Raw genomic sequence first — 19,964 nt, 5'->3', positions numbered from 1 at the left:
CGGTCGGGGGAACGGGCTGTCTCGCCGGTCCAGTTGCGAACTAGGCCGCCGGCGGCATCAGCACCGTGTCGATCATGTAGACGGTGGCGTTGGCGGTCTGCACGCCGCCGCACACCAGGCCGGCCTCGCCGACCATCAGGTCGTTACCGGCGCCGGTGACGGTCACCGGGGCGCCCTGCACGGTGGTGTGCTCACCGGCCACCTGATCGGGGCTCGCCTGACCCGGCACCACGTGGTAGGTGAGGATGCTGGTGAGCAGCGCCGAATCGGTCTTCAGCGTCTCCAGTGTCGCCGGATCGATCTTGGCGAACGCATCATCGGTCGGCGCGAAGACGGTGAACTCACCGCCGTTGAGGGTGTCCACCAGGTTCACATCGGGGTTGAGCTGGCCCGAGAGCGCCTGGGTCAAGGTCTTGAGCATGGGGTTGTTGGAGGCGGCCACGGTCACCGGATCGGCGGCCATACCGGTGACCGAGCCTGGGCCCTCCGGATTCTGCTCGGCGTAGGCGGCGCAGCCTGAACCGATCAGATTGCCCGCCGGTGCCGCCATGCTGGTGCTGGTTTCCGGTGCCGCCATCGACGAGGTCATCGATGTGATCGACGAACTGGCCTCACTGGCACTGCTTTCCACGGACTCGCTGCCGCCCGAACAGGCAGACAGGCCCAGTGCGGCCACCGCGGCGATCCCGGCGAACGCAATCCGATGATGGGTTACAGGCATGAGCTCAACTTCCTTGTTGGCGGGCCGACCGGTGCCAGCCCGTTTCGCCCTACATCCCTTATTCGGTGCGGTTGCGGGCCCGGATGGGTGCTTGCCGGAATTGGTCCCGTCAGCGGGGCACAATGGTCGGGTGAGTTCTGACCGTCAGCGCGTGCTGATCCTGGGAAGCACCGGCTCGATCGGCACCCAGGCACTTGAGGTGATCGCCGCCAATCCGGACCGCTTCGAGGTGGTCGGGCTGGCCGCCGGTGGTGGCAACGCCGACCTGCTGGCCCGCCAGGCCGCCGAGACCGGTGTCACCGAGGTCGCGGTCGCCGACCCGGCGGCCACCATCGAGGCCCGCTACCGCGGCCCGGACGCGGCCACCCAGCTGGTGCAGAACACCGAGGCCGACGTCGTGCTCAACGCGCTCGTGGGCGCGCTGGGCCTCAAGCCCACCCTGGCCGCCCTGCACAGCGGGGCCTGCCTGGCGCTGGCCAACAAGGAGTCGCTGGTCGCTGGTGGTCCGCTGGCCCTGGCCGCCGCCGCGCCCGGCCAGATCGTGCCCGTGGACTCCGAACACTCCGCGCTGGCCCAGTGTCTGCGCGGTGGCACCGCCGATGAGGTCGCCAGCCTGGTACTGACCGCCTCCGGCGGCCCGTTCCGCGGCTGGAGTGCCGCCGCCCTGGAGGATGTCACCCCCGAGCAGGCCGGGGCGCATCCCACCTGGTCGATGGGCCCGATGAACACGCTGAACTCGGCGACGCTGGTCAACAAGGGTCTGGAACTGATCGAGACGCATCTGCTGTTCGGTGTCGACTACGACCGCATCGAGGTCGTCGTGCACCCCCAGTCGATCGTGCACTCGATGGTGACGTTCACCGACGGCTCGACGCTGGCCCAGGCCAGCCCGCCCGATATGAAACTGCCCATCGCGCTGGCTCTGGGCTGGCCGGCCCGGGTGCCGGGTGCGGCCGCTGCCTGCGACTGGACCACGGCGTCGACCTGGACGTTCGAACCGCTGGACAACACCGTGTTCGGGGCCGTCGACCTGGCCCGGGAGGCCGGCAAGCGCGGCGGCAGCCTGACCGCGGTGTACAACGCCGCCAACGAGGAGGCCGCGGAGGCGTTCCTGGCGGGCCGCATCCGTTTCCCGGCGATTGTCCGAACCGTTGCCGATGTGCTGCACGCCGCAGATCAGTGGGCGGCGCAACCAGCTACCGTGGAGGAGATACTCGAAGCGCAGGACTGGGCCCGTGATCGGGCCGGCAGCGCAATCAACCGGGAGGTAGTGGGAAGCCGATGATGTTCACGATCGGCATCGTGCTCTTCGCACTGGCCATCCTCGCCTCGGTGGCCCTGCACGAATGCGGCCACATGTGGGTGGCCCGCGCCACCGGGATGAAGGTGCGGCGCTACTTCGTCGGCTTCGGCCCGACACTGTGGTCGACGCGGCGGCCCAACAAGCTCGGCAGCACCGAGTACGGCGTCAAGGCGGTGCCACTCGGCGGGTTCTGCGATATCGCCGGGATGACCGCCGTCGACGAGATCGCGCCCGAGGACCGGCCGTACGCGATGTACCGGCAGAAGGTGTGGAAGCGCGTCGCGGTGCTGTTCGCCGGCCCGGCCATGAACTTCATCATCGGTCTGGTCCTCATCTACGGCATCGCCATCGTCTGGGGCCTGCCCAACCTGCACCCGCCGACCACCGCCATCGTCGGCGAAACCGCCTGTGTGGCACCGCAGGTCGCCAAGGGAGGCGAGGACCCGTACGGGCCGTGCCCGCAGCCGGGACCCGGTCCCGCCGCGCTGGCCGGGATCGCGCCGGGGGACACCATCGTCAAGGTCGGCGAGACCGACGTCGCCACCTTCGCCGATATGGCCGCCGAGATCCGCAGGCTCGACGGACCCGTGCAGGTGGTCTACGAACGCGACGGGCAGCGCCTGTACACCGTCATCGACGTCGCGCAGACCCAGCGCTTCACCTCCAGCGACGCGCAGACCCCGGAGACCGTCGGGGCAATCGGTGTCAGTGCGGCACTGCCCCCGGGCCCGACCCAGTACAACCCGCTCTCGGCCATCCCGGCCACCTTCGCCTTCACCGGCGACCTGGCCGTGGAGCTGGCCAAGGCGCTGGCCAAGATCCCCACCAAGATCGGCGCGCTGGTCGACGCGATCGGCGGCGGCGAGCGTGACCCGGAGACCCCGATCTCGGTGGTGGGCGCCTCGATCATCGGCGGGGACACCGTCGACGCCGGGCTGTGGGTGGCGTTCTGGTTCTTCCTGGCCCAGCTGAACTTCGTGCTCGGCGCGATCAACCTGATCCCGCTGCTGCCCTTCGACGGCGGACACATCGCGATCGCCGTCTACGAGAAGCTACGCAATATGATGCGTGCAGCCCGCGGCAAAGTCGCCGGCGAGCCGGTCAACTACCTCAAACTGATGCCCGCCACCTATGTCGTGCTGGCGGTCGTCGCCGGATACATGCTGTTGACGGTCACCGCCGACTTCGTCAACCCCATCAGACTCTTCCAGTAGATCCATTAGGAGCTGCCCAAGATGACCTCCATCGGCCTCGGCATGCCGGCCCCGCCGCCACCGGTGCTCGCGCCGCGCCGCACGACCCGCCAGCTCAAGGTGGGCGATGTCGGTGTGGGCAGCGAGTCGCCGATCTCGGTGCAGTCCATGTGCACCACCAAGACCCATGACATCAACTCGACGCTGCAGCAGATCGCCGAGCTGACCGCGTCGGGCTGTGACATCGTCCGGGTGGCCTGCCCCCGCCAGGAGGATGCCGACGCCCTGCCGATCATCGCCAAGAAGGCGAACATCCCGGTGATCGCCGATATCCACTTCCAGCCCAAGTACATCTTCGCCGCGATCGACGCCGGCTGTGCTGCGGTGCGCGTCAACCCGGGCAATATCAAGGAGTTCGACGGCCGGGTCAAGGAGGTCGCGAAAGCGGCTGGGGCGGCGGGCATTCCGATCCGCATCGGGGTCAACGCCGGATCGCTGGACAAGCGCATGCTGGAGAAGTACGGCAAGGCCACCCCGGAGGCGCTGGTCGAGTCCGCGCTGTGGGAGGCCTCGCTGTTCGAGGAGCACGGTTTCGGTGACATCAAGATCAGCGTCAAGCACAACGATCCGGTCATCATGGTCGAGGCCTACGAGCAACTGGCCGCCCAGTGCGACTACCCGTTGCACCTCGGCGTCACCGAGGCCGGGCCGGCATTCCAGGGCACCATCAAATCGGCGGTGGCCTTCGGCGCGTTGCTGAGCCGCGGTATCGGGGACACCATCCGGGTGTCACTGTCGGCGCCGCCGGCCGAGGAGATCAAGGTCGGCACCCAGATCCTGGAATCGCTGAACCTGCGCCCGCGCGGGCTGGAGATCGTGTCCTGCCCGTCCTGCGGGCGTGCCCAGGTGGACGTCTACACGCTGGCCAACGAGGTGTCGGCCGGTCTGGACGGCCTCGATGTGCCGCTGCGGGTCGCGGTGATGGGCTGCGTGGTGAACGGCCCCGGCGAGGCCCGCGAGGCCGACCTGGGGGTGGCCTCCGGCAACGGCAAGGGGCAGATCTTCGTCAAGGGTGAGGTCGTCAAGACGGTGCCCGAGGCGCAGATCGTGGAAACCCTGATCGAAGAGGCAATGCGCATCGCCGAAGAGACTGGGGCGGCCGACGCCGGAAGCCCCTCCGGTCCGCCGGTTGTGACCGTAAGCTGAATTCCGGCCCTGTGAGCGGGGCCACCCCGATCGGCCGGCCCCCAGAAAGAGTCAAGAATGTCGGCTCCACCGCTATCCCGCGTCACCGCAGACCGACGGGTGTCGGTGGTTCGCGATCTCGAACAGGTGCGGTCGGTCCTTGACGCCGATCCGGTGGCCTCGTGCATGGTGGCGTGCCGGGTGCAGGACTTCGGGGTGGACCCCAATGCCATCGGTGGTGAGCTGTGGACGCGCCGGCACCCGGACCGGTCGCTGTGTTACGCCGGGGCCAACCTGATCCCGCTGCGCGGTGACCTCGACGACATGGCGGCGTTCGCGGCCAAGGCGCTCGCCGCGCCGCGTCGGTGTTCGTCGCTGGTCGGGCGCGCCGAGCTGGTCCTGCCGCTGTGGCGGCACCTGGAATCGGGCTGGGGTCCGGCCCGCGATGTCCGCGATGACCAACCGTTGATGGCGTTGTCGGTTCCGCCTGCCTGTGCGGTCGACCCGGCAGTGCGGCAGGTGCGGATGGAGGAGTTGGACGCCTATCTGGTGGCGGCCATCGAGATGTTCATCGGTGAAGTCGGCATCGACCCACGCCTGGGTGACGGTGGCCGCAGCTACCGCCGACGGGTAGCCGGTCTGATCGCCGCCGGCCGGGCCTGGGCGCGTTTCGAACACGGCGAGGTCGTGTTCAAGGCCGAGGTCGGGTCGCAGTCGCCGACCGTCGGCCAGATACAGGGTGTCTGGGTGCACCCGGCGTGGCGCGGGCGTGGTCTCGGAGCGGCGGGCACGGCCGCCGTATCGGCCGCGGTGCTGCGCGGTGGGCGCATCGCGAGCCTGTACGTCAACGGTTTCAACGAGGTGGCCCGGGCGACCTACGCCAAGATCGGCTTCACCCAGGTCGGCACCTTCGCCACCATCCTGCTGGACTGAGCGACTTTCCGCCCAAACGAACAATCGGGCGAGGAACTGCCAGGACGGCGTCACCAAAAGGTCAATTTCGGCGCGGTCACATTTCCGTCTCGGTGCGCCTCCGACAATCACGCTCGTCACACTCATAACATCGGTCCCAATGGCATCGATTACCTCATCAGCAACACGGCGCTCGCGGCTGGCCGCGATGCTGACCGTCGCAGCGGTTGTCGGCGCCCTGAGCGCCTGCACACCGAAGCCCGACGGCCCCGAACCCGTTGCCGCACAGTTCTTCGCGGCACTGTCGACCGGGAACACCGCCGCCGCGGCGGAGTGGGCCGACAAGCCCGACTCCGCGCAGGCCGGTCTCAACGAGGCCTGGGCGGGCCTGCAGGCAAACCGGCTCGACACCCAGATCACCGGCTCGAAGTACACCCTGGACACCGGCACCGTCAGCTTCCGCTACACCTGGCACCTGCCCAAGGAACGGACCTGGACCTACGACGGTGAACTCGACATGGTCCGTAACGAGGGGCAGTGGCAGGTGCGCTGGACGGCCACCGGCCTGCACCCGGGCCTGGGGGAGAACCAGACGCTGGCGCTGCGGGCCGACCCGCCGCGACGGGCCTCGGTCAATGAACGCTCCGGCAGCGATGTGCTGGTGCCCGGCTTCCTTTACCACTACGCGTTGGACGCCCGCGCCGCCGGCGCCGAGCTGATGCCGACCGCCCGGGCCGTCGTCGACGCGCTGCGGCCCTTCGACGGGACCCTGGACGCGCAGCGGCTCGCCGAGGAGGCCAGCTCGCGGACCAGTCCGCTGAGCCTGATCACCCTGCGCAAGACCGACCACGACCGGGTGTTCGCCGCGATCGGCAACCGCCCCGGGGTGGTGGCCACCCCGCAGCCCGAAATGCTGCCCACCGACGAGAAATTCGCGCCCGCTATCGTGCAGGAGGTCAAGAAGGCGGTCAGCAACGACCTGGCCGGTGAACCCGGCTGGCGGGTGGTCAGCGTCAACCAGAACGGTGTCGACGTCGCCGTGCTCAACGAGGAGTCGGGCACACCGGCCCCGTCGGTGACCATCAGTCTGGACCGGGCGGTCCAGAATTCCGCGCAGGATGCGGTCAACATGGTCGGCAAGAAGGCGATGATCGTGGCGATCAAACCGTCGACGGGCGAGATCCTGGCCGTGGCGCAGAACGCCGCCGCCGATGCCGACGGTCCGACCGCCACGATGGGGCTCTACCCGCCGGGGTCGACGTTCAAGATCGTCACCGCCGCGGCCGCGATGGAGCGGGATATGGCGACCCCGAACACACTGCTCGGCTGCCCCGGCACGCTCGATATCGGTCACCGCACGGTGACCAACTACAACGCCTTCGACCTGGGCACCGTGCCGCTGTCGCGGGCGTTCGCGAACTCCTGCAACACCACCTTCGCCGAACTGGCCAGTGTGATGCCGCCGCGCGGGTTGACCACCGCCGCCGCCGATTACGGGCTGGGACCGGATTTCATCGTCGACGGGGTGCCCACGGTCACCGGGTCGGTACCGCCGACGGTCGATCTGGCCGAACGCACCGAGGACGGTTTCGGCCAGGGCAAGGTGCTGGCCAGCCCGTTCGGCATGGCGCTGGTGGCCGCCACGGTGGCCGCAGGCAAGACCCCGGTGCCACATCTGATCGAGGGCCGCCAGACCGAGGTGACCGGTGAGGTCGGTGGGCCGCTGAGCCCGGAGATCATCGACGGCCTGCGCCCGATGATGCGACTGGTGGTGACCAACGGCACGGCCAAGGACCTCAACGGCCTGGGGGATGTGCGCGGTAAGACCGGTGAGGCCGAGTTCAACGGTGGTTCGCACGCCTGGTTCACCGGCTACCGCGGTGACATGGCCTTCGCGGCGCTGATCGTCGGAGGCGGTAGCTCGGAGTACGCGGTGCGGATGTGCCGGGACATGCTCAACGGCCTGCCCCCGGACTATCTGGCCTAATCTTGTCATGGGATGAACAACGACGACCTCACGCCACTGCGCGTCTCGGATGCCGACCGCAATGGCACGCTGCGCCGGTTGCACAACGCGGTGGCGCTCGGGCTGATCGATATCGGTGAGTTCGAGGAACGCTCGGCACTGGTGTCCGCGGCCCGGCTGCACAGCGATCTGGAGGCCTTGGTCGGCGACCTACCCGGCCCCGGCGCCATCGTCACCTCGGCCGCCGACCGGGTCGAGTTGCGCGGGGTGATGGGATCGCTGAAGCGGCACGGCGAATGGATTGTGCCGACCCGGCTGGCGCTGCACCGGCGGATGGGTTCGGTGGACCTGGACCTGACCCGGGCCAAATTCGCCGGACCGATCGTGGTGGTGGAACTCGACCTCAAATTCGGCGGCCTGGACCTGCGGTTGCCCGACGGGGCGAGCGCCTCGATCGACGATGTCGAGGTCGCGGTCGGCAGTGCCAACGATCACCGCCGGGACGCGCCCGCCGAGGGCACTCCGCACGTCGTGCTCACCGGCCGGGTGGTGTGCGGGTCGGTGGACATCCGCGGCCCGCGCCGGACCTGGAAACCGCTGCTGTTGCGGCCGATCAACGGGGTTCGAGCACCGCGAAAGTGAGGGTGGCCCGGGCCGCCAACCGGTTGCGGGTGGTGTCGGTGACGTCGACGGCCACCACGATCAGGCGCTTGCCGGCCCGCACCACCGTCGCCTCGGCGCGGGCGGTGCCCATGATCGGCGCCAGGTAATGGATGTTGAGATCCGCGGTCGTCACGTCGTAGCCGACACCGGAGGCAGTTCCGGCCAGCATTCCCGCGGCGATGTCGATCAGGGTGGCCACCAGCCCGCCCTGCAGGGCACCGCGGACATTGGCCAGGTCCGGGCGGTTGTCCATCTCGAGCACCAGTCGGTCCGGGGTCGAGGACACCTCGCGATAGTCCAGCAGTCGCAGCAGGTGCACGGTCTCGGTCATCCCTGCACGGTAACACCATTACCGCAGATGGAGAGGGTTGCTCTCAGTGCTGCCGATCAGCGCAGCGCCTCGGTCGGGACGCCGAACCGGTCCTGGTAGCCGGTCACCTCGGCGCGCAGTTCGTCGGCATCCAGGCCGGTGGCCGCCCAGGTGTAGCGGGCCCCGCCGCCGTCGCCGGGATGAGCGGCCAGATATGCCCGCATCCGGTGCTCGGCCTCCGGTGTCAGTTCGCGTCCCAATGCCGCATACAGCGTGCCGATGGTCGCGAACGGATCGCGGATGAAATCGGCGAACTGCACATCGATGATCTGCCCGGGTGCCAGCACCCCGGAATCGCGTACCGCCATCGAGCGGCGCAGGCCGGTGAGGATCTCCTCGCGGGACTGCTGGGCACACTCGGTGATATCGCTGTGGTCGGAGGCAAGCCGGCGCAGATGGTGGGTCAGCGCCGTGATCGAGGAGATCACGTTGAGCGGATCGCGGTGGGTCTGCACGATCACCGCGTCGGGATACTCGGCGACCAGTGCGTCCAACTGCCACAGGTGGGCCGGCGATTTCAGCAACCATTGGCAGGGGCCGCCGGGAACCCCGGACTGCAAGTGCTGCAGGAAGATTCGGTGGTAACGGTAGGCGTCGCGGTGGTCGGCATCGTGTAACAGCCAGCGGTAGTAGGCGGGCAGTCGGTATTGCACCGAGAAGATCATGCTGCAGAACTGCGCGGCCGTCATGCGAACGCACTCCTGGCCGACCAGTGCGCCCATCGGATGATGGGCCAGCAGGCCCGGCACCAGCAGTTCGGACATCTCGATACTGGCCTGGATGGCCGCGATGCGCTGATCGGTGGCGTAGGTGTCCGGTCGGGGCAGCGGCCACGGGGCGTCTACCTCCCAGGTGAGCGGGGGGCGCAGTGCCGGGTCCTGGGCCAGCAGGTCGAACAGGATGGTGGTGCCGGTACGCGGCTGGCCGACGATGAAGATGGGCCGTGTCACCGGCGTCGTGGCCACCGCGGGGTTCTCTTTGCGCCACTGGGTGATTCGCAGTCGATGGGTGAGCGGCCCGACGATGTCCATGACCGCGATCTCCACGCCGAGATCGTTGAGCCGGGCCTGGCCGGCCAGGTCGTCGCACAGCCGGTCCAGGTTCTTGCGCCAGCCGTCCGGTGCGCCGAAATCGTCGCTGCCGGCCGCCTCGCAAGCCGCGGTGATCAGGGTGTCGGAGTCGAATCTGTTCATCTGACCGCCACCTCGACCTCGGGTGCGGCCGGGTTGTCCAGCCAGCGCAACACCACGAAGCCGCGCCGTCGGCCGCCGGTGTCCAACCAGTGCCCGTGACCGCAATCCCTGGCGCCGATCGCGATTCGCACCTTTCCGTCGGTGCCGGGGCCGACGCCCCGGTCGGTCACCGAGCTGTGCCTGCGACGCGGTTCGATGCACTCGTGCCAGATGTTCTCGCAGGTGACGTTCCAGTAGCGGGTGGCGGGTGGGACGAATTCGAGCACCAGGCTCTGCTGCTCGTCGAGGTCGAAGCTGCCGATCATGTACAGGTTATCCGGGGTGGTGTCGGCCGCACCGAGCGCCGCAGCCGCGGCGGTGACCAGGGTGTTGGGCGTCTGCAGCAGTTCGGGCTTGATGGTGCGGTGCAGTGTGGTCAGCTTCATCAACGTCCACGCCATCGCGGTGAACTGGTCGGCGACCTCGGCGTCGGTGGGTGGCTGCAGCGGCCCGGCGTCGAGTGTCTCGATGTGCAGGGCGGCCGGTCGTTCGGCGGTGGCATCACCGATGTATTCGCGCACCACGATCGAGGCGGCATCCTCGGGGATGGGCAGCCACTGCGCGCCGGCAAGGTTGTCCGGTCGGGTGGCCGAGACCATGATCGTGAAGGTCTCGCCGTCGAGCAGCAGATCGGTATCGCTGAGATGGCCCGCCATCCGGCGTGGCGTCATCCCGGTGCCGGCGAGCACCTGCAGACCCAGATAGGCGCTGCTGCCGCGCGTTCCGGTGATGCGGTAGCTGCGGTCACCGCGGATCATCGCGAGCAGGTAGCGGCCGTCGGGGTTGGGTCCGCCGACCAGGCGGGTGGGTGAGCACATGTCGATGAACCACGGCAGTTCCGGATCGGCCTCCACGGACAGTTCCGAACACAGCGCGGTCACCCGGGAGATCACCCGCAGACCGTCGAGCAGTTCGTATTCGTCACGGGCGTCGGCCGCCACGACCGCGGTGATGTCCCCGAGCATCTTCTGCACGAACTGCCAGGCTTCCCAGGACTTCGGTGCGCACGCTTGTGTCATACGAGACAGAATCTCAAATGAGACGTAGTCTCATGGCTGAAATGACCGAACCCATCCCGTTGAACATCCGCAAGCGGCAGGCCACCCGTTACCGCATCGCCGCGGCCGCCGCGGCACTGGTCGCCGCGGACGGCCTGGCCGCCACCACGGTCGAACGCATCGCGGCCGAGGCGCAGGTCGGGCGGGCCACGTTCTTCCGGTACTTCGCCGCCAAGGAGGACGCCGTCGCCGACGGCATGACTCGGCACTGGCTGGATGTCATCACCGCGTCGGTGGCGGCCCAACCGCCCGAACTGTCGGCGCGCGATGCGGTGGTCGCGGCCTTCGTCGATCTCGGCGACGGATTCGAGGCCATCAGCGGGCAGGTGCGTGACCTGGCGACACTGACCCGGTCATCACCCACGCTGAACGCCTGGACACTGCAGATCTACGTCGGTTACGAGGGAGCCATCGCCGATCTGGTGGCACCGCGGTTCACCGATCTGGCCCCCGATGATCCCCGGCCACGACTGATCGGGGCGTTGGCGATGGCCTCGGTGCGGATCGCGCTGGACGACTGGCTGGCCCACGGCGGCTCACTTCCGCAGCGGGTGCGTACGGCACTGGGCGCAATCTCGGTAGGCTGACCGGCATGTCTGTTCGTGCCCCCTTGCGCTCCGGCGACCTGTCACCGACGCTGCCGGTGCCCAAGTCGATCGAGCGACCCGAGTACGCCTGGAAGCCCACGGCCAAGGAGGGCAGCGAACCCTGGGTGCAGACACCCGAGGTGATCGAGAAGATGCGGGTGGCCGGACAGATCGCCGCGGCGGCGCTGGCCGAGGCCGGCAAGGCCGTCGCCCCCGGGGTCACCACCGACCACCTCGACCGGGTGGCACACGAGTACATGGTCGATCACGGTGCCTACCCGTCCACGCTGGGCTACAAGGGTTTCCCGAAATCCTGCTGCACCTCGCTCAACGAGGTCATCTGCCACGGCATCCCGGACTCGACGGTCATCCAGGACGGGGACATCGTCAACATCGACGTCACCGCCTATATCGACGGGGTGCACGGCGACACCAACGCCACCTTCCTGGCCGGTGACGTGTCCGAGGAGCACCGGCTGCTCGTCGAACGCACCCACGAGGCGACCATGCGCGCCATCAAGGCGGTCAAGCCGGGCCGGCAGCTCTCGATCGTCGGCCGGGTCATCGAGGCCTACGCGAATCGGTTCGGCTACAACGTGGTTCGTGACTTCACCGGGCATGGCATCGGTGAGACCTTCCACAACGGCCTGGTGGTGCTGCACTACGACCAGCCCGCGGTGGACACGGTGCTGGAGCCGGGTATGACGTTCACCATCGAACCGATGATCAACCTCGGGGCCCTGGACTACGAGATCTGGGACGACGGCTGGACGGTGGCCACCCGCGACCTGAAATGGACGGCGCAGTTCGAGCACACCCTGGTGGTCACCGACGAGGGCGCCGACATCCTGACCCTGCCGTGAGCCTGCGCGGCGCGCTGCTGGTCGCCGGCACCACCTCCGACGCCGGCAAGTCCATGGTGGTCGCCGGTCTGTGTCGATTGCTGGCGCGCAAGGGGATTCGGGTCGCGCCGTTCAAGGCGCAGAACATGAGCAACAATTCGGCCGTCACCGTCGAGGGCGGCGAGATCGGCCGCGCGCAGGCCGTGCAGGCCCGGGCCTGCGGGCTGGCCCCGAGCGTGCGCTTCAACCCGGTGCTGCTCAAACCCGGCAGCGACCGCACCTCGCAGCTGGTGGTGCGCGGTCAGGTCGCAGGCACCATGGCCGCCGGCGACTATTTCACCCGGCGCACCCAGCTCGCCGACGTCGTCAACGCCGAATTACAGTCGCTGCGAGAAGAATTCGATGTCGTCATCTGTGAGGGTGCCGGCTCGCCCGCTGAGATCAACCTGCGCGCCACCGACCTGTCCAACATGGGTCTGGCCGTCGCGGCAGACCTGCCGGTCCTGGTGGTCGGTGATATCGACCGTGGTGGCCTGCTGGCCCACCTTTTCGGCACCGTCGCCGTACTGGGGCCCGCAGACCAGCGGCTGATCAGCGGGTTCCTGGTGAACAAGTTCCGCGGTGACCCGGCGCTGCTGGCGCCCGGGCTGAACCAGTTACACGAGCTCACCGGCCGCCCCACCTACGGGGTGATCCCGCACCTCGACGACCTCTGGATGGACACCGAGGACTCGCTGTCGGTGCAGGCCGGTCGATCGCTGGGGCAGCCGTTGCCGCCGCTGGGCCGGGACTGGCTACGGGTCGCTGCGGTACGGCTGCCACGAATCTCCAACTCCACCGATGTGGAGGCGCTGGCCTGTGAGCCGGGCGTCGCGGTGCGCTGGGTCACCGATCCGGCCGATCTCGCCGACGCCGACGTGGTGCTGTTGCCGGGCAGCAAGGCCACCGTCGCCGACCTGGCCTGGCTGCGCGAGACGGGAGTGGCCGAGCAGGTGGTGGCCCACGCCTCGGCCGGGCGCGCGGTGCTCGGCGTGTGCGGTGGTTTCCAGATGCTGTGCCACACCATCGACGACCCGGTGGAATCGCGGGCCGGCGCCGTCGACGGGCTGGGACTGCTGGCCGCCGATATCGTGTTCGCTCCGGAGAAGACGTTGCGGCACTGGGAATCTCCGCTGTACGGCTATGAGATCCATCATGGCCAGGTGGCCTCTCATGCCGAGGCCGACTGGCTGGGCGTGGGCCTTCGCCGCGGCGCGGTGTACGGCACACACTGGCACGGCCTGCTCGACAACGACGGCGTCCGACGGGCATGGCTGAGCGAGGTCGCCGCGGCCGCCGGGCGCAGCGGGTTCGTCGGCGCGACCGATATCAGCGTCACCGCCCGGCGCGACGCCCAGTTGGACCTCATGGCCGACGCGCTGGTCGCGCACGCCGATCTCGATGCCATCCTGGCGTTGCTGTCGGGTCCGCCGCCGCGACCGGTGATCAGCACGTCCGTCGGTAGCCTGGAGCGATGATGCGCAAGGTTGTGCTGCTGCCGGTGCTGGCTGCCATCCTCGTGGTGCTGACCGCTTGCAGCAGCGCCATTTCGGGATCGGCGACCTGGCCCGGTGCACGCCTGGAGAAGGCGATGCTGACCGCGGACGATTTCCCCGAGGGTGTCCAGGTCGACCGCATCGTCGAGTCGCCGGGTGTTCCCGACGGGGCCGGCGGCCCGCCGCCGATGCTGTCCAGTCCGCCCAATTGCAGTGAGGGATTCAGCAAGTCGATCGGGGCGACCGCCGAACGTGGACCGGGCAGCGCGGCCAAGTACGTCGTCGGCTACGACGGTGCCCGCATGCTCATCACCGTGTTGAGTTGGACGTTGGACATGGACACTTTGCAGGCGATCGCCGAACGTTGCGCCGAGTTCTCGACGTTCTTCGCCCCCGACGCGCCGGGCATCCCGATGACCACCGTCGCGTTGGACACCGACCGCGACGGCGCGCTGGTCTACGAGCAGACGATGGACCTGGGTGGGGTGCGCAGCAGCGTGTACTTCTCGTTCGAGAACGTGGGCTCGATGGCGGTGTTCGGGGTCGCGTTCCCCACGCCGGACCCACGCATCCCGGTCAAAGCGACGCTGCCGCAGACCTTTCTGGAGACCACTGGCAAACAGGCGCAGCGTCTGGAGCAGGTATGAGCACCGTTGTGCAGACCGGCGAAAACACCTGCACCGAGCCGAGGGATGACCTAGCGTGACCGAGATGCCCCCCGCCACGGTCACCGTTGCCGGTTGCCCGTTTGCGGTTGAGGTCACCGGCCCCGAGAACGCTGGCGTCGTGGTGCTGATCGGCTCCGCGCAATTGGCACCGGCCGCTTATGAGTCGGTGTGTCAGCGGTTGCACACGGCCTCGCTGCGCACCGTCGTCATCGCCCACAATCCGCAGCTGACCGCGGAATCGGTCATCGGCATCATGGATCAACTCGACGTGCGGTGGAGCACCCTGGTGGGCGACCGCGTCGGCGCCGAGGTGGCCTGGGAGCTGGCCGCCAACCGGTTGGACCGGTTCACCGGGCTGGTGGTGATCGACCGCGGACACCCACGGGTCACCGACGAGGCCGGCGCCATCCGGGACGAGAACTGCAAGGCGGTCGAGGTCGCCACCACCGTGTTGGTCAGCACCGCAAAGGCGGCCGCGGTCGCCAAGGCCAGCCAGCGCTTCGTCTTCGGCGAGTTCCGCCTGGTCGAACTACTGGGCCGCCGCAACGCGGGCGAGTCGACCGCGCAGCTGGCCGCCGAGATCGTGATGCGCACCAGTACCTGGTGACTTGCGGGTCCACTCGCGCTCCATTGGTCTGATGGCCTACCTTTAGAGGTGACGGCCGGGTCAACGCCGATCCGTGCCGGAGCCGACCGGATGGAGCCAGCATGCTGACGCAGATCGAATTGGAGCGTCTTGTCGCCGCCGGTGAGGTGGACACCGTCATCGTGGCCTTCCCCGACATGCAGGGCAGGCTCACCGGGAAACGGGTCTCGGCGCGGTTGTTCGTCGAGGAGGTCGCTGCGCACGGCGCGGAATGCTGTAACTATCTGCTGGCGGTCGACGTCGACATGAACACCGTCGACGGCTACGCCATGTCGAGCTGGGAAACCGGCTACGGCGACATGGTGATGACACCCGACTTCAGCACGCTGCGCCTGCTGCCCTGGCTGCCCGGCTCGGCACTGCTGATGGCCGATCTGACCTTCACCGACGGCCGCGCCGTCAGCGCCGCCCCGCGCGGCATCCTGCAGACGCAACTGGCCCGGCTGGCCGACCGCGGCCTGGCCGCATTCGTCGGCACCGAACTGGAATTCATGGTTTTCGACGACGGCTACCGCGACGCCTGGAAGTCCGGCTACCGCGACCTCACCCCGGCCAGCGATTACAACATCGACTACAACATGCTCGCCTCGACCCGGATGGAACCGCTGCTGCGCGATATCCGGCGCGGGATGGAGGGCGCCGGCATGTACTGCGAGGGCGTGAAGGGCGAGTGCAACCTCGGCCAGCAGGAGATCGCCTTCCGTTATGACGAGGCGCTGCGGACCTGCGACAACCACACCATCTACAAGAACGGCGCCAAGGAGATCGCCGACCAGCACGGCAAATCGCTGACCTTCATGGCCAAATTCGACGAGCGTGAGGGCAACAGTTGCCATATCCACATCTCCCTGCGCGGCACCGAGGGCGCCGCGGTGTTCGCCGATGACGATGACCCGCTGGGCATGTCGGCGATGTTCCGCAGCTTCGTCGCCGGTCAGCTGGCCACCCTGCGCGAGCTGAGCCTGTGGTACGCCCCGAACATCAACTCCTACAAGCGCTTCGCCGACGGCAGCTTCGCCCCGACCGCGGTGGCCTGGGGGCTGGACAACCGGACCTGCGCGCTGCGGGTGGTCGGGCACGGTCTCGGCATGCGGATGGAATGCCGGGCACCCGGTGGCGACGTCAATCAATACCTGGCGACCGCGGCGCTGATCGCTGGTGGTCTACACGGCATCGACCAACAGCTCGAACTCACCGATGCGTTGACGGGCAACGCCTACACCAGCGGTGCGGACCGGCTGCCGACGACACTGGCCGAGGCCGCCACCCTGTTCGAGAATTCGTCGGTGGCGCGCGAGGCGTTCGGCGACGAGGTCGTCGAGCATTACCTCAACAACGCGCGTGTCGAGTTGAAGGCCTTCAACGCCGCCGTCACCGACTGGGAGAGGGTCCGCGGCTTTGAACGGCTCTGACGATGTGGTGAGCCGACCAGTGCTGGGGCTGACCACCTACCTGCAACAGGCCCAGACCGGGGTGTGGGATGTGCAGGCCAGCTTCCTGCCCGCGATCTACCTGCAGGGTGTCAACCTGGCCGGCGGCACAGCGGTGCTGCTGCCACCCCAGCAGCCCGATGTCGCCGACCGGGTGCTCGACGGCCTCGACGGGTTGATCATCACCGGCGGCCGCGATGTCGACCCCGCGCGGTACGGAAACCAGCGGCACACCACCACCGACGAGCCGGCCGGCGACCGGGACGCCTGGGAGTTCGCGCTGGTACGACGGGCGCTGGGCCGCCATCTCCCGGTGCTCGGGATCTGCCGGGGCGCACAGGTTCTCAACGTCGTGCTCGGTGGCACCCTGCACCAACACCTGCCCGATGTGCTCGGCCACACCCGTCACCAACTGGGCAACGCGGTGTTCACCACCTCTGCGGTACTCACCGTACCGGGCACCCGACTGGCCGGCCTGGTCGGCGAGTCGACCGATGCCCAGTGCTACCACCACCAGGGCATCGACCAGCTGGGCCGCGGGCTGATCGTCAGCGCGATCGACAGCGACGACCGCAGCGTGGAGGCCGTCGAACTGGATCCGACGACCCACCCGGACCAGTTCGCGGTCGCGGTGCAGTGGCATCCCGAGGAACGTCTCGACGACCTGCGCCTGTTCGCCGCCGTGGTGGACGCCGCGCGCACCCATGCGACAGCCCGCCACATTCAAAAAGAAAGCGTGTCATGACAACGTGTGACGTCATCAATCCGGCGACCGAGGAGCTGCTGCGGCAGGTCGATCTGCTCGATGTCGCCGCGGTCGACGATGCGGTGGCGCGGGCGGTCGTCGCGCAGCGGCGTTGGGCCAAGCTGGCACCGGCCGAGCGGGCCGCCGCGCTGCGGTCTTTCGCCGCCGTCGTCGACGCCCATATCGGTGAGCTCGGGGCGCTGGAGGTCGCCAACTCCGGGCACCCGGTCGGGCAGGCCGAATGGGAGGCCGGTCATGTCCGCGATGTGCTGACCTTTTATGCTGCCAGCCCGGAACGCCTGTCCGGCAAGCAGATTCCGGTCGCCGGCGGTATCGACGTCACCTTCAACGAACCGCTCGGCGTCGTCGGCATCATCACCCCGTGGAACTTCCCGATGACCATCGCGTCCTGGGGTTTTGCGCCCGCGCTGGCCGCCGGTAACGCGGTGGTGCTCAAACCCGCAGAGTGGACCCCGCTGACGTCTCTGCGGCTGGCCGAACTCGCGGTCAACGCGGGCCTGGACCCGGATCTGTTCCAGGTGCTGCCCGGGGCGGGTTCGGTGGTGGGGGAGCGCTTCGTCAGTCACCCCGATATCCGCAAGGTGGTGTTCACCGGGTCCACCGCCGTCGGCACCCGGGTGATGGCCGGGGCCGCCACCCACGTCAAACGGGTCACCCTGGAACTGGGCGGCAAGAGCGCCAACATCATCTTCGACGACTGCGACCTGGAACGTGCCGCCGCCACCGCACCCTACGGTGTCTTCGACAACGCCGGCCAGGACTGCTGCGCACGCAGCCGGATCCTGGTGCAGCGCAACGTCTACGACCGGTTCATGGAACTGTTCGAACCCGCCGTGGCCGGGGTGGCGGTGGGGGACCCGACCTCACCCGCTACCGAGATGGGTCCGCTGGTATCGCGCAAACACTGGGAGTCGGTGCGCGGTTACGTGCCCGACGACGCACCGGTGGCGTTTAGGGGATCGGCCCCGACCGGACCCGGATTCTGGTTCCCGCCAACGGTCCTCACCCCGGCGCGCACCGACCGCACCGTCACCGAGGAAATCTTCGGGCCCGTCGTCACGGTGCTGCCGTTCGAGGACGAGGCCGACGCGATCGCGCTGGCCAACGACACCCATTACGGGCTGTCCGGGTCGATCTGGACCGACAACCTGTCGCGCGGTCTGCGGGTGTCGCGTGCGGTGGAGGCCGGCAACCTGAGCGTCAACTCGCATTCCTCGGTGCGTTACACCACCCCCTTCGGCGGCTTCAAACAATCCGGACTCGGCCGTGAACTCGGCCCCGATGCGCCCCTGTCGTTCACCGAAACCAAGAACGTTTTCATCGCCGTCGGCGAATCCGACAATTGAGCCACGTAGCAGAGGAGAAGTAAGTGGACCTGAGCCAGCGACTCAAGGACAAGGTCGCCGTCATCACCGGCGGCGCCAGCGGTATCGGCCTGGCCACCGCCAAACGTATGCAGGCCGAGGGCGCCATCGTCGTCATCGGTGATGTCGACCCGACCACCGGGCAGTCCGTCGCCAACGACCTGAACGTCACCTTCGTCCAGGTGGACGTGTCCGACCCGGTCGCGGTGGACAATCTGTTCGACACCGCCTTCGAGGTGCACGGCGGGGTGGACATCGCCTTCAACAACGCCGGGATCAGCCCGCCCGAGGACGACCTGATCGAGAACACCAGCCTGGACGCCTGGCAGCGGGTTCAGGACATCAACCTCAAGTCGGTGTTCCTGTGCTCCAAAGCCGCACTGCGGCACATGGTTCCGGCCCAGCGCGGATCCATCATCAACACCGCGTCCTTCGTCGCGGTGCTGGGCTCTGCGACATCGCAGATCTCCTACACCGCCTCCAAGGGCGGCGTGCTGGCGATGTCGCGCGAACTCGGCGTGCAGTACGCGCGCCAGGGGATCCGGGTCAACGCGCTGTGCCCCGGCCCGGTGAACACCCCGCTGCTCAAGGAATTGTTCGCCAAGGACCCCGAGCGCGCCGCCCGACGGTTGGTGCACGTGCCGGTCGGCCGGTTCGCCGAACCGGAGGAACTGGCCGCAGCTGTGGCCTTCCTGGCCAGCGATGACGCCTCCTTCATCACCGGGTCGTCGTTCCTGGTCGACGGTGGCATCAGCTCCGCCTACGTCACCCCGCTGTAAGGCACATCCGTTGTCGGCCGGACCGGACCCGCAGCCCGCCAGTGATGCGTTGCTGCGCCCGGTCCGGCTGGGCAACGCATTCGAGGACACCGTGGGGCGGCTGCTGCAGATGATCCGCCTCGGCGTGCTGGCGCCGGGGGAGTCGCTGCCACCGGAGCGTGAACTGGCCGCCCGGCTCGGCGTCAGCCGCGACACCGTGCGCGAAGCCATCAAATCGCTGGCCGACACCGGTTACCTGGTGTCCAAACGCGGGCGCTACGGCGGCACCTTCCTGGCCGACGAACTCCCCGATCTGCGGCATCCGCCCGGCGGGCACGGGGTCACCCGTGAGATCCTCGACGATGCGCTGCGGCTGCGCGAGATCCTCGAGGTGGGGGCCGCGCGGATGGCGGCGGCCCGTGCGCTGACCGAGGCCGAATGCGCCGAGCTGCGGTCACGTTGTGAGGATGTGCGCGGGGCCGCGCCCGAGGACTACCGACGGCTGGACTCGCGGTTGCACCTGGCGATCGCCGAGGCCGCCGGCTCGGTATCGCTGGTACCGCTGGTCGCCGAGAACCGGATGCGGATCAACGCCCTGCTCGACCAGATCCCGTTGCTGGCCCGCAACATCGCCCACTCGGACGAGCAGCACGACACCATCATCGCGGCCATCCTGGCCGGCGACTCGGCCGCCGCGGCCGACGCCATGTGCGCGCATCTGGCCGGATCGTCGGCATTGCTGCACGGCTTCCTGGACTGAGCGCG

General features: G+C 68.4%; 21 protein-coding genes. 17 read left to right on the top strand and 4 right to left on the bottom strand.

Annotated elements, in window-relative coordinates; all coding sequences use genetic code 11:
* Positions 1-40 precede the first annotated feature (40 nt).
* Positions 41-589, bottom strand: a complete 549-nt coding sequence (locus ACLBYA_RS05075; RefSeq protein ID WP_447708647.1) for a fasciclin domain-containing protein — start codon at positions 587-589, stop codon at positions 41-43.
* Here ACLBYA_RS05075 and ACLBYA_RS05070 point away from each other — a divergent pair.
* From ACLBYA_RS05070 to ACLBYA_RS05040, 7 genes are all read left to right on the top strand, one after another.
* A complete protein-coding gene (locus ACLBYA_RS05070) occupies positions 549-707 on the top strand; it encodes a hypothetical protein (RefSeq protein ID WP_447708674.1) in 159 nt (52 codons plus the stop codon). The two genes, ACLBYA_RS05075 and ACLBYA_RS05070, sit on opposite strands and share 41 nt — an antisense overlap.
* A gap of 144 nt (positions 708-851) precedes the next feature.
* Positions 852-2,006 carry a 1-deoxy-D-xylulose-5-phosphate reductoisomerase gene (dxr, locus tag ACLBYA_RS05065; protein WP_447708274.1) on the top strand — a complete coding sequence of 385 codons (1,155 nt, stop codon included), beginning with the start codon at positions 852-854 and terminating at the stop codon, positions 2,004-2,006.
* Positions 2,003-3,238 carry a M50 family metallopeptidase gene (locus ACLBYA_RS05060; RefSeq protein ID WP_447708273.1) on the top strand — a complete coding sequence of 412 codons (1,236 nt, stop codon included), beginning with the start codon at positions 2,003-2,005 and terminating at the stop codon, positions 3,236-3,238. The genes dxr and ACLBYA_RS05060 overlap by 4 nt, the downstream gene beginning before the upstream one ends.
* A 21-nt stretch (positions 3,239-3,259) precedes the next feature.
* Positions 3,260-4,423: a flavodoxin-dependent (E)-4-hydroxy-3-methylbut-2-enyl-diphosphate synthase gene (gene ispG / locus ACLBYA_RS05055; RefSeq protein ID WP_447708272.1), complete on the top strand. Its 1,164-nt coding sequence runs from the start codon at positions 3,260-3,262 to the stop codon at positions 4,421-4,423.
* A 57-nt stretch (positions 4,424-4,480) separates the two neighbouring features.
* Positions 4,481-5,335 carry a GNAT family N-acetyltransferase gene (locus ACLBYA_RS05050; protein WP_447708271.1) on the top strand — a complete coding sequence of 285 codons (855 nt, stop codon included), beginning with the start codon at positions 4,481-4,483 and terminating at the stop codon, positions 5,333-5,335.
* Positions 5,336-5,522: 187 nt separating this feature from the next.
* The gene (locus ACLBYA_RS05045) at positions 5,523-7,301 is read left to right on the top strand and encodes a penicillin-binding transpeptidase domain-containing protein (protein WP_447708646.1); all 1,779 of its coding nucleotides are present in this window, start codon (positions 5,523-5,525) and stop codon (positions 7,299-7,301) included.
* A gap of 12 nt (positions 7,302-7,313) precedes the next feature.
* Positions 7,314-7,922 carry a DUF1707 SHOCT-like domain-containing protein gene (locus tag ACLBYA_RS05040; RefSeq protein ID WP_447708270.1) on the top strand — a complete coding sequence of 203 codons (609 nt, stop codon included), beginning with the start codon at positions 7,314-7,316 and terminating at the stop codon, positions 7,920-7,922.
* On the opposite strand, the gene ACLBYA_RS05035 is transcribed toward ACLBYA_RS05040, so the two are convergent.
* Genes ACLBYA_RS05035 through ACLBYA_RS05025 form a run of 3 tightly spaced genes read right to left on the bottom strand, consistent with a single transcriptional unit; the run spans position 7,894 to position 10,564 of the window.
* Entirely contained in the window at positions 7,894-8,274 is a 381-nt protein-coding gene (locus tag ACLBYA_RS05035) for a PaaI family thioesterase (protein WP_447708269.1), read from the bottom strand. The two genes, ACLBYA_RS05040 and ACLBYA_RS05035, sit on opposite strands and share 29 nt — an antisense overlap.
* A gap of 56 nt (positions 8,275-8,330) precedes the next feature.
* Positions 8,331-9,506 (bottom strand): sulfotransferase family protein, encoded by a 1,176-nt coding sequence (locus ACLBYA_RS05030; protein WP_447708268.1) that lies wholly within the window; start codon positions 9,504-9,506, stop codon positions 8,331-8,333.
* Positions 9,503-10,564, bottom strand: coding sequence for a DUF1214 domain-containing protein (locus ACLBYA_RS05025; RefSeq protein ID WP_447708267.1), 1,062 nt, complete (start codon positions 10,562-10,564; stop codon positions 9,503-9,505). Before ACLBYA_RS05025 ends, ACLBYA_RS05030 begins: the two co-directional genes overlap by 4 nt.
* A 32-nt stretch (positions 10,565-10,596) precedes the next feature.
* On the opposite strand from ACLBYA_RS05025, the gene ACLBYA_RS05020 reads away from it, so the two are divergent.
* The 10 genes from ACLBYA_RS05020 (at position 10,597) to ACLBYA_RS04975 (ending at position 19,959) form a co-directional block, all read left to right on the top strand.
* Entirely contained in the window at positions 10,597-11,190 is a 594-nt protein-coding gene (locus ACLBYA_RS05020; RefSeq protein WP_447708266.1) for an acyl-CoA-like ligand-binding transcription factor, read from the top strand.
* 5 nt (positions 11,191-11,195) lie between these two features.
* Complete coding sequence (map, locus tag ACLBYA_RS05015) at positions 11,196-12,053, top strand: type I methionyl aminopeptidase (RefSeq protein WP_447708265.1); 858 nt, start codon at positions 11,196-11,198, stop codon at positions 12,051-12,053.
* A gap of 2 nt (positions 12,054-12,055) precedes the next feature.
* Positions 12,056-13,549: a cobyric acid synthase gene (locus tag ACLBYA_RS05010; RefSeq protein WP_447708645.1), complete on the top strand. Its 1,494-nt coding sequence runs from the start codon at positions 12,056-12,058 to the stop codon at positions 13,547-13,549.
* Positions 13,546-14,214: a hypothetical protein gene (locus ACLBYA_RS05005; protein WP_447708264.1), complete on the top strand. Its 669-nt coding sequence runs from the start codon at positions 13,546-13,548 to the stop codon at positions 14,212-14,214. The genes ACLBYA_RS05010 and ACLBYA_RS05005 overlap by 4 nt, the downstream gene beginning before the upstream one ends.
* Before the next feature lie 64 nt (positions 14,215-14,278).
* Positions 14,279-14,842, top strand: a complete 564-nt coding sequence (locus tag ACLBYA_RS05000; RefSeq protein ID WP_447708644.1) for an alpha/beta fold hydrolase — start codon at positions 14,279-14,281, stop codon at positions 14,840-14,842.
* A gap of 101 nt (positions 14,843-14,943) precedes the next feature.
* Complete coding sequence (locus ACLBYA_RS04995; RefSeq protein WP_447708263.1) at positions 14,944-16,293, top strand: glutamine synthetase family protein; 1,350 nt, start codon at positions 14,944-14,946, stop codon at positions 16,291-16,293.
* Positions 16,280-17,056 (top strand): gamma-glutamyl-gamma-aminobutyrate hydrolase family protein, encoded by a 777-nt coding sequence (locus tag ACLBYA_RS04990; protein WP_447708262.1) that lies wholly within the window; start codon positions 16,280-16,282, stop codon positions 17,054-17,056. The genes ACLBYA_RS04995 and ACLBYA_RS04990 overlap by 14 nt, the downstream gene beginning before the upstream one ends.
* Positions 17,053-18,423, top strand: coding sequence for an aldehyde dehydrogenase family protein (locus ACLBYA_RS04985; RefSeq protein ID WP_447708261.1), 1,371 nt, complete (start codon positions 17,053-17,055; stop codon positions 18,421-18,423). Before ACLBYA_RS04990 ends, ACLBYA_RS04985 begins: the two co-directional genes overlap by 4 nt.
* Before the next feature lie 23 nt (positions 18,424-18,446).
* A complete protein-coding gene (locus tag ACLBYA_RS04980; protein ID WP_447708260.1) occupies positions 18,447-19,220 on the top strand; it encodes a 3-oxoacyl-ACP reductase in 774 nt (257 codons plus the stop codon).
* Between the two features lie 10 nt (positions 19,221-19,230).
* Positions 19,231-19,959 carry a FadR/GntR family transcriptional regulator gene (locus ACLBYA_RS04975; RefSeq protein WP_447708259.1) on the top strand — a complete coding sequence of 243 codons (729 nt, stop codon included), beginning with the start codon at positions 19,231-19,233 and terminating at the stop codon, positions 19,957-19,959.
* Positions 19,960-19,964 lie beyond the last annotated feature (5 nt).

It is taken from the genome of Mycobacterium sp. C31M, assembly GCF_053345865.1.
The sequence above is the reverse complement of the archived record's forward strand: the minus strand, read 5'-3'. Positions and strand labels throughout refer to the sequence as shown.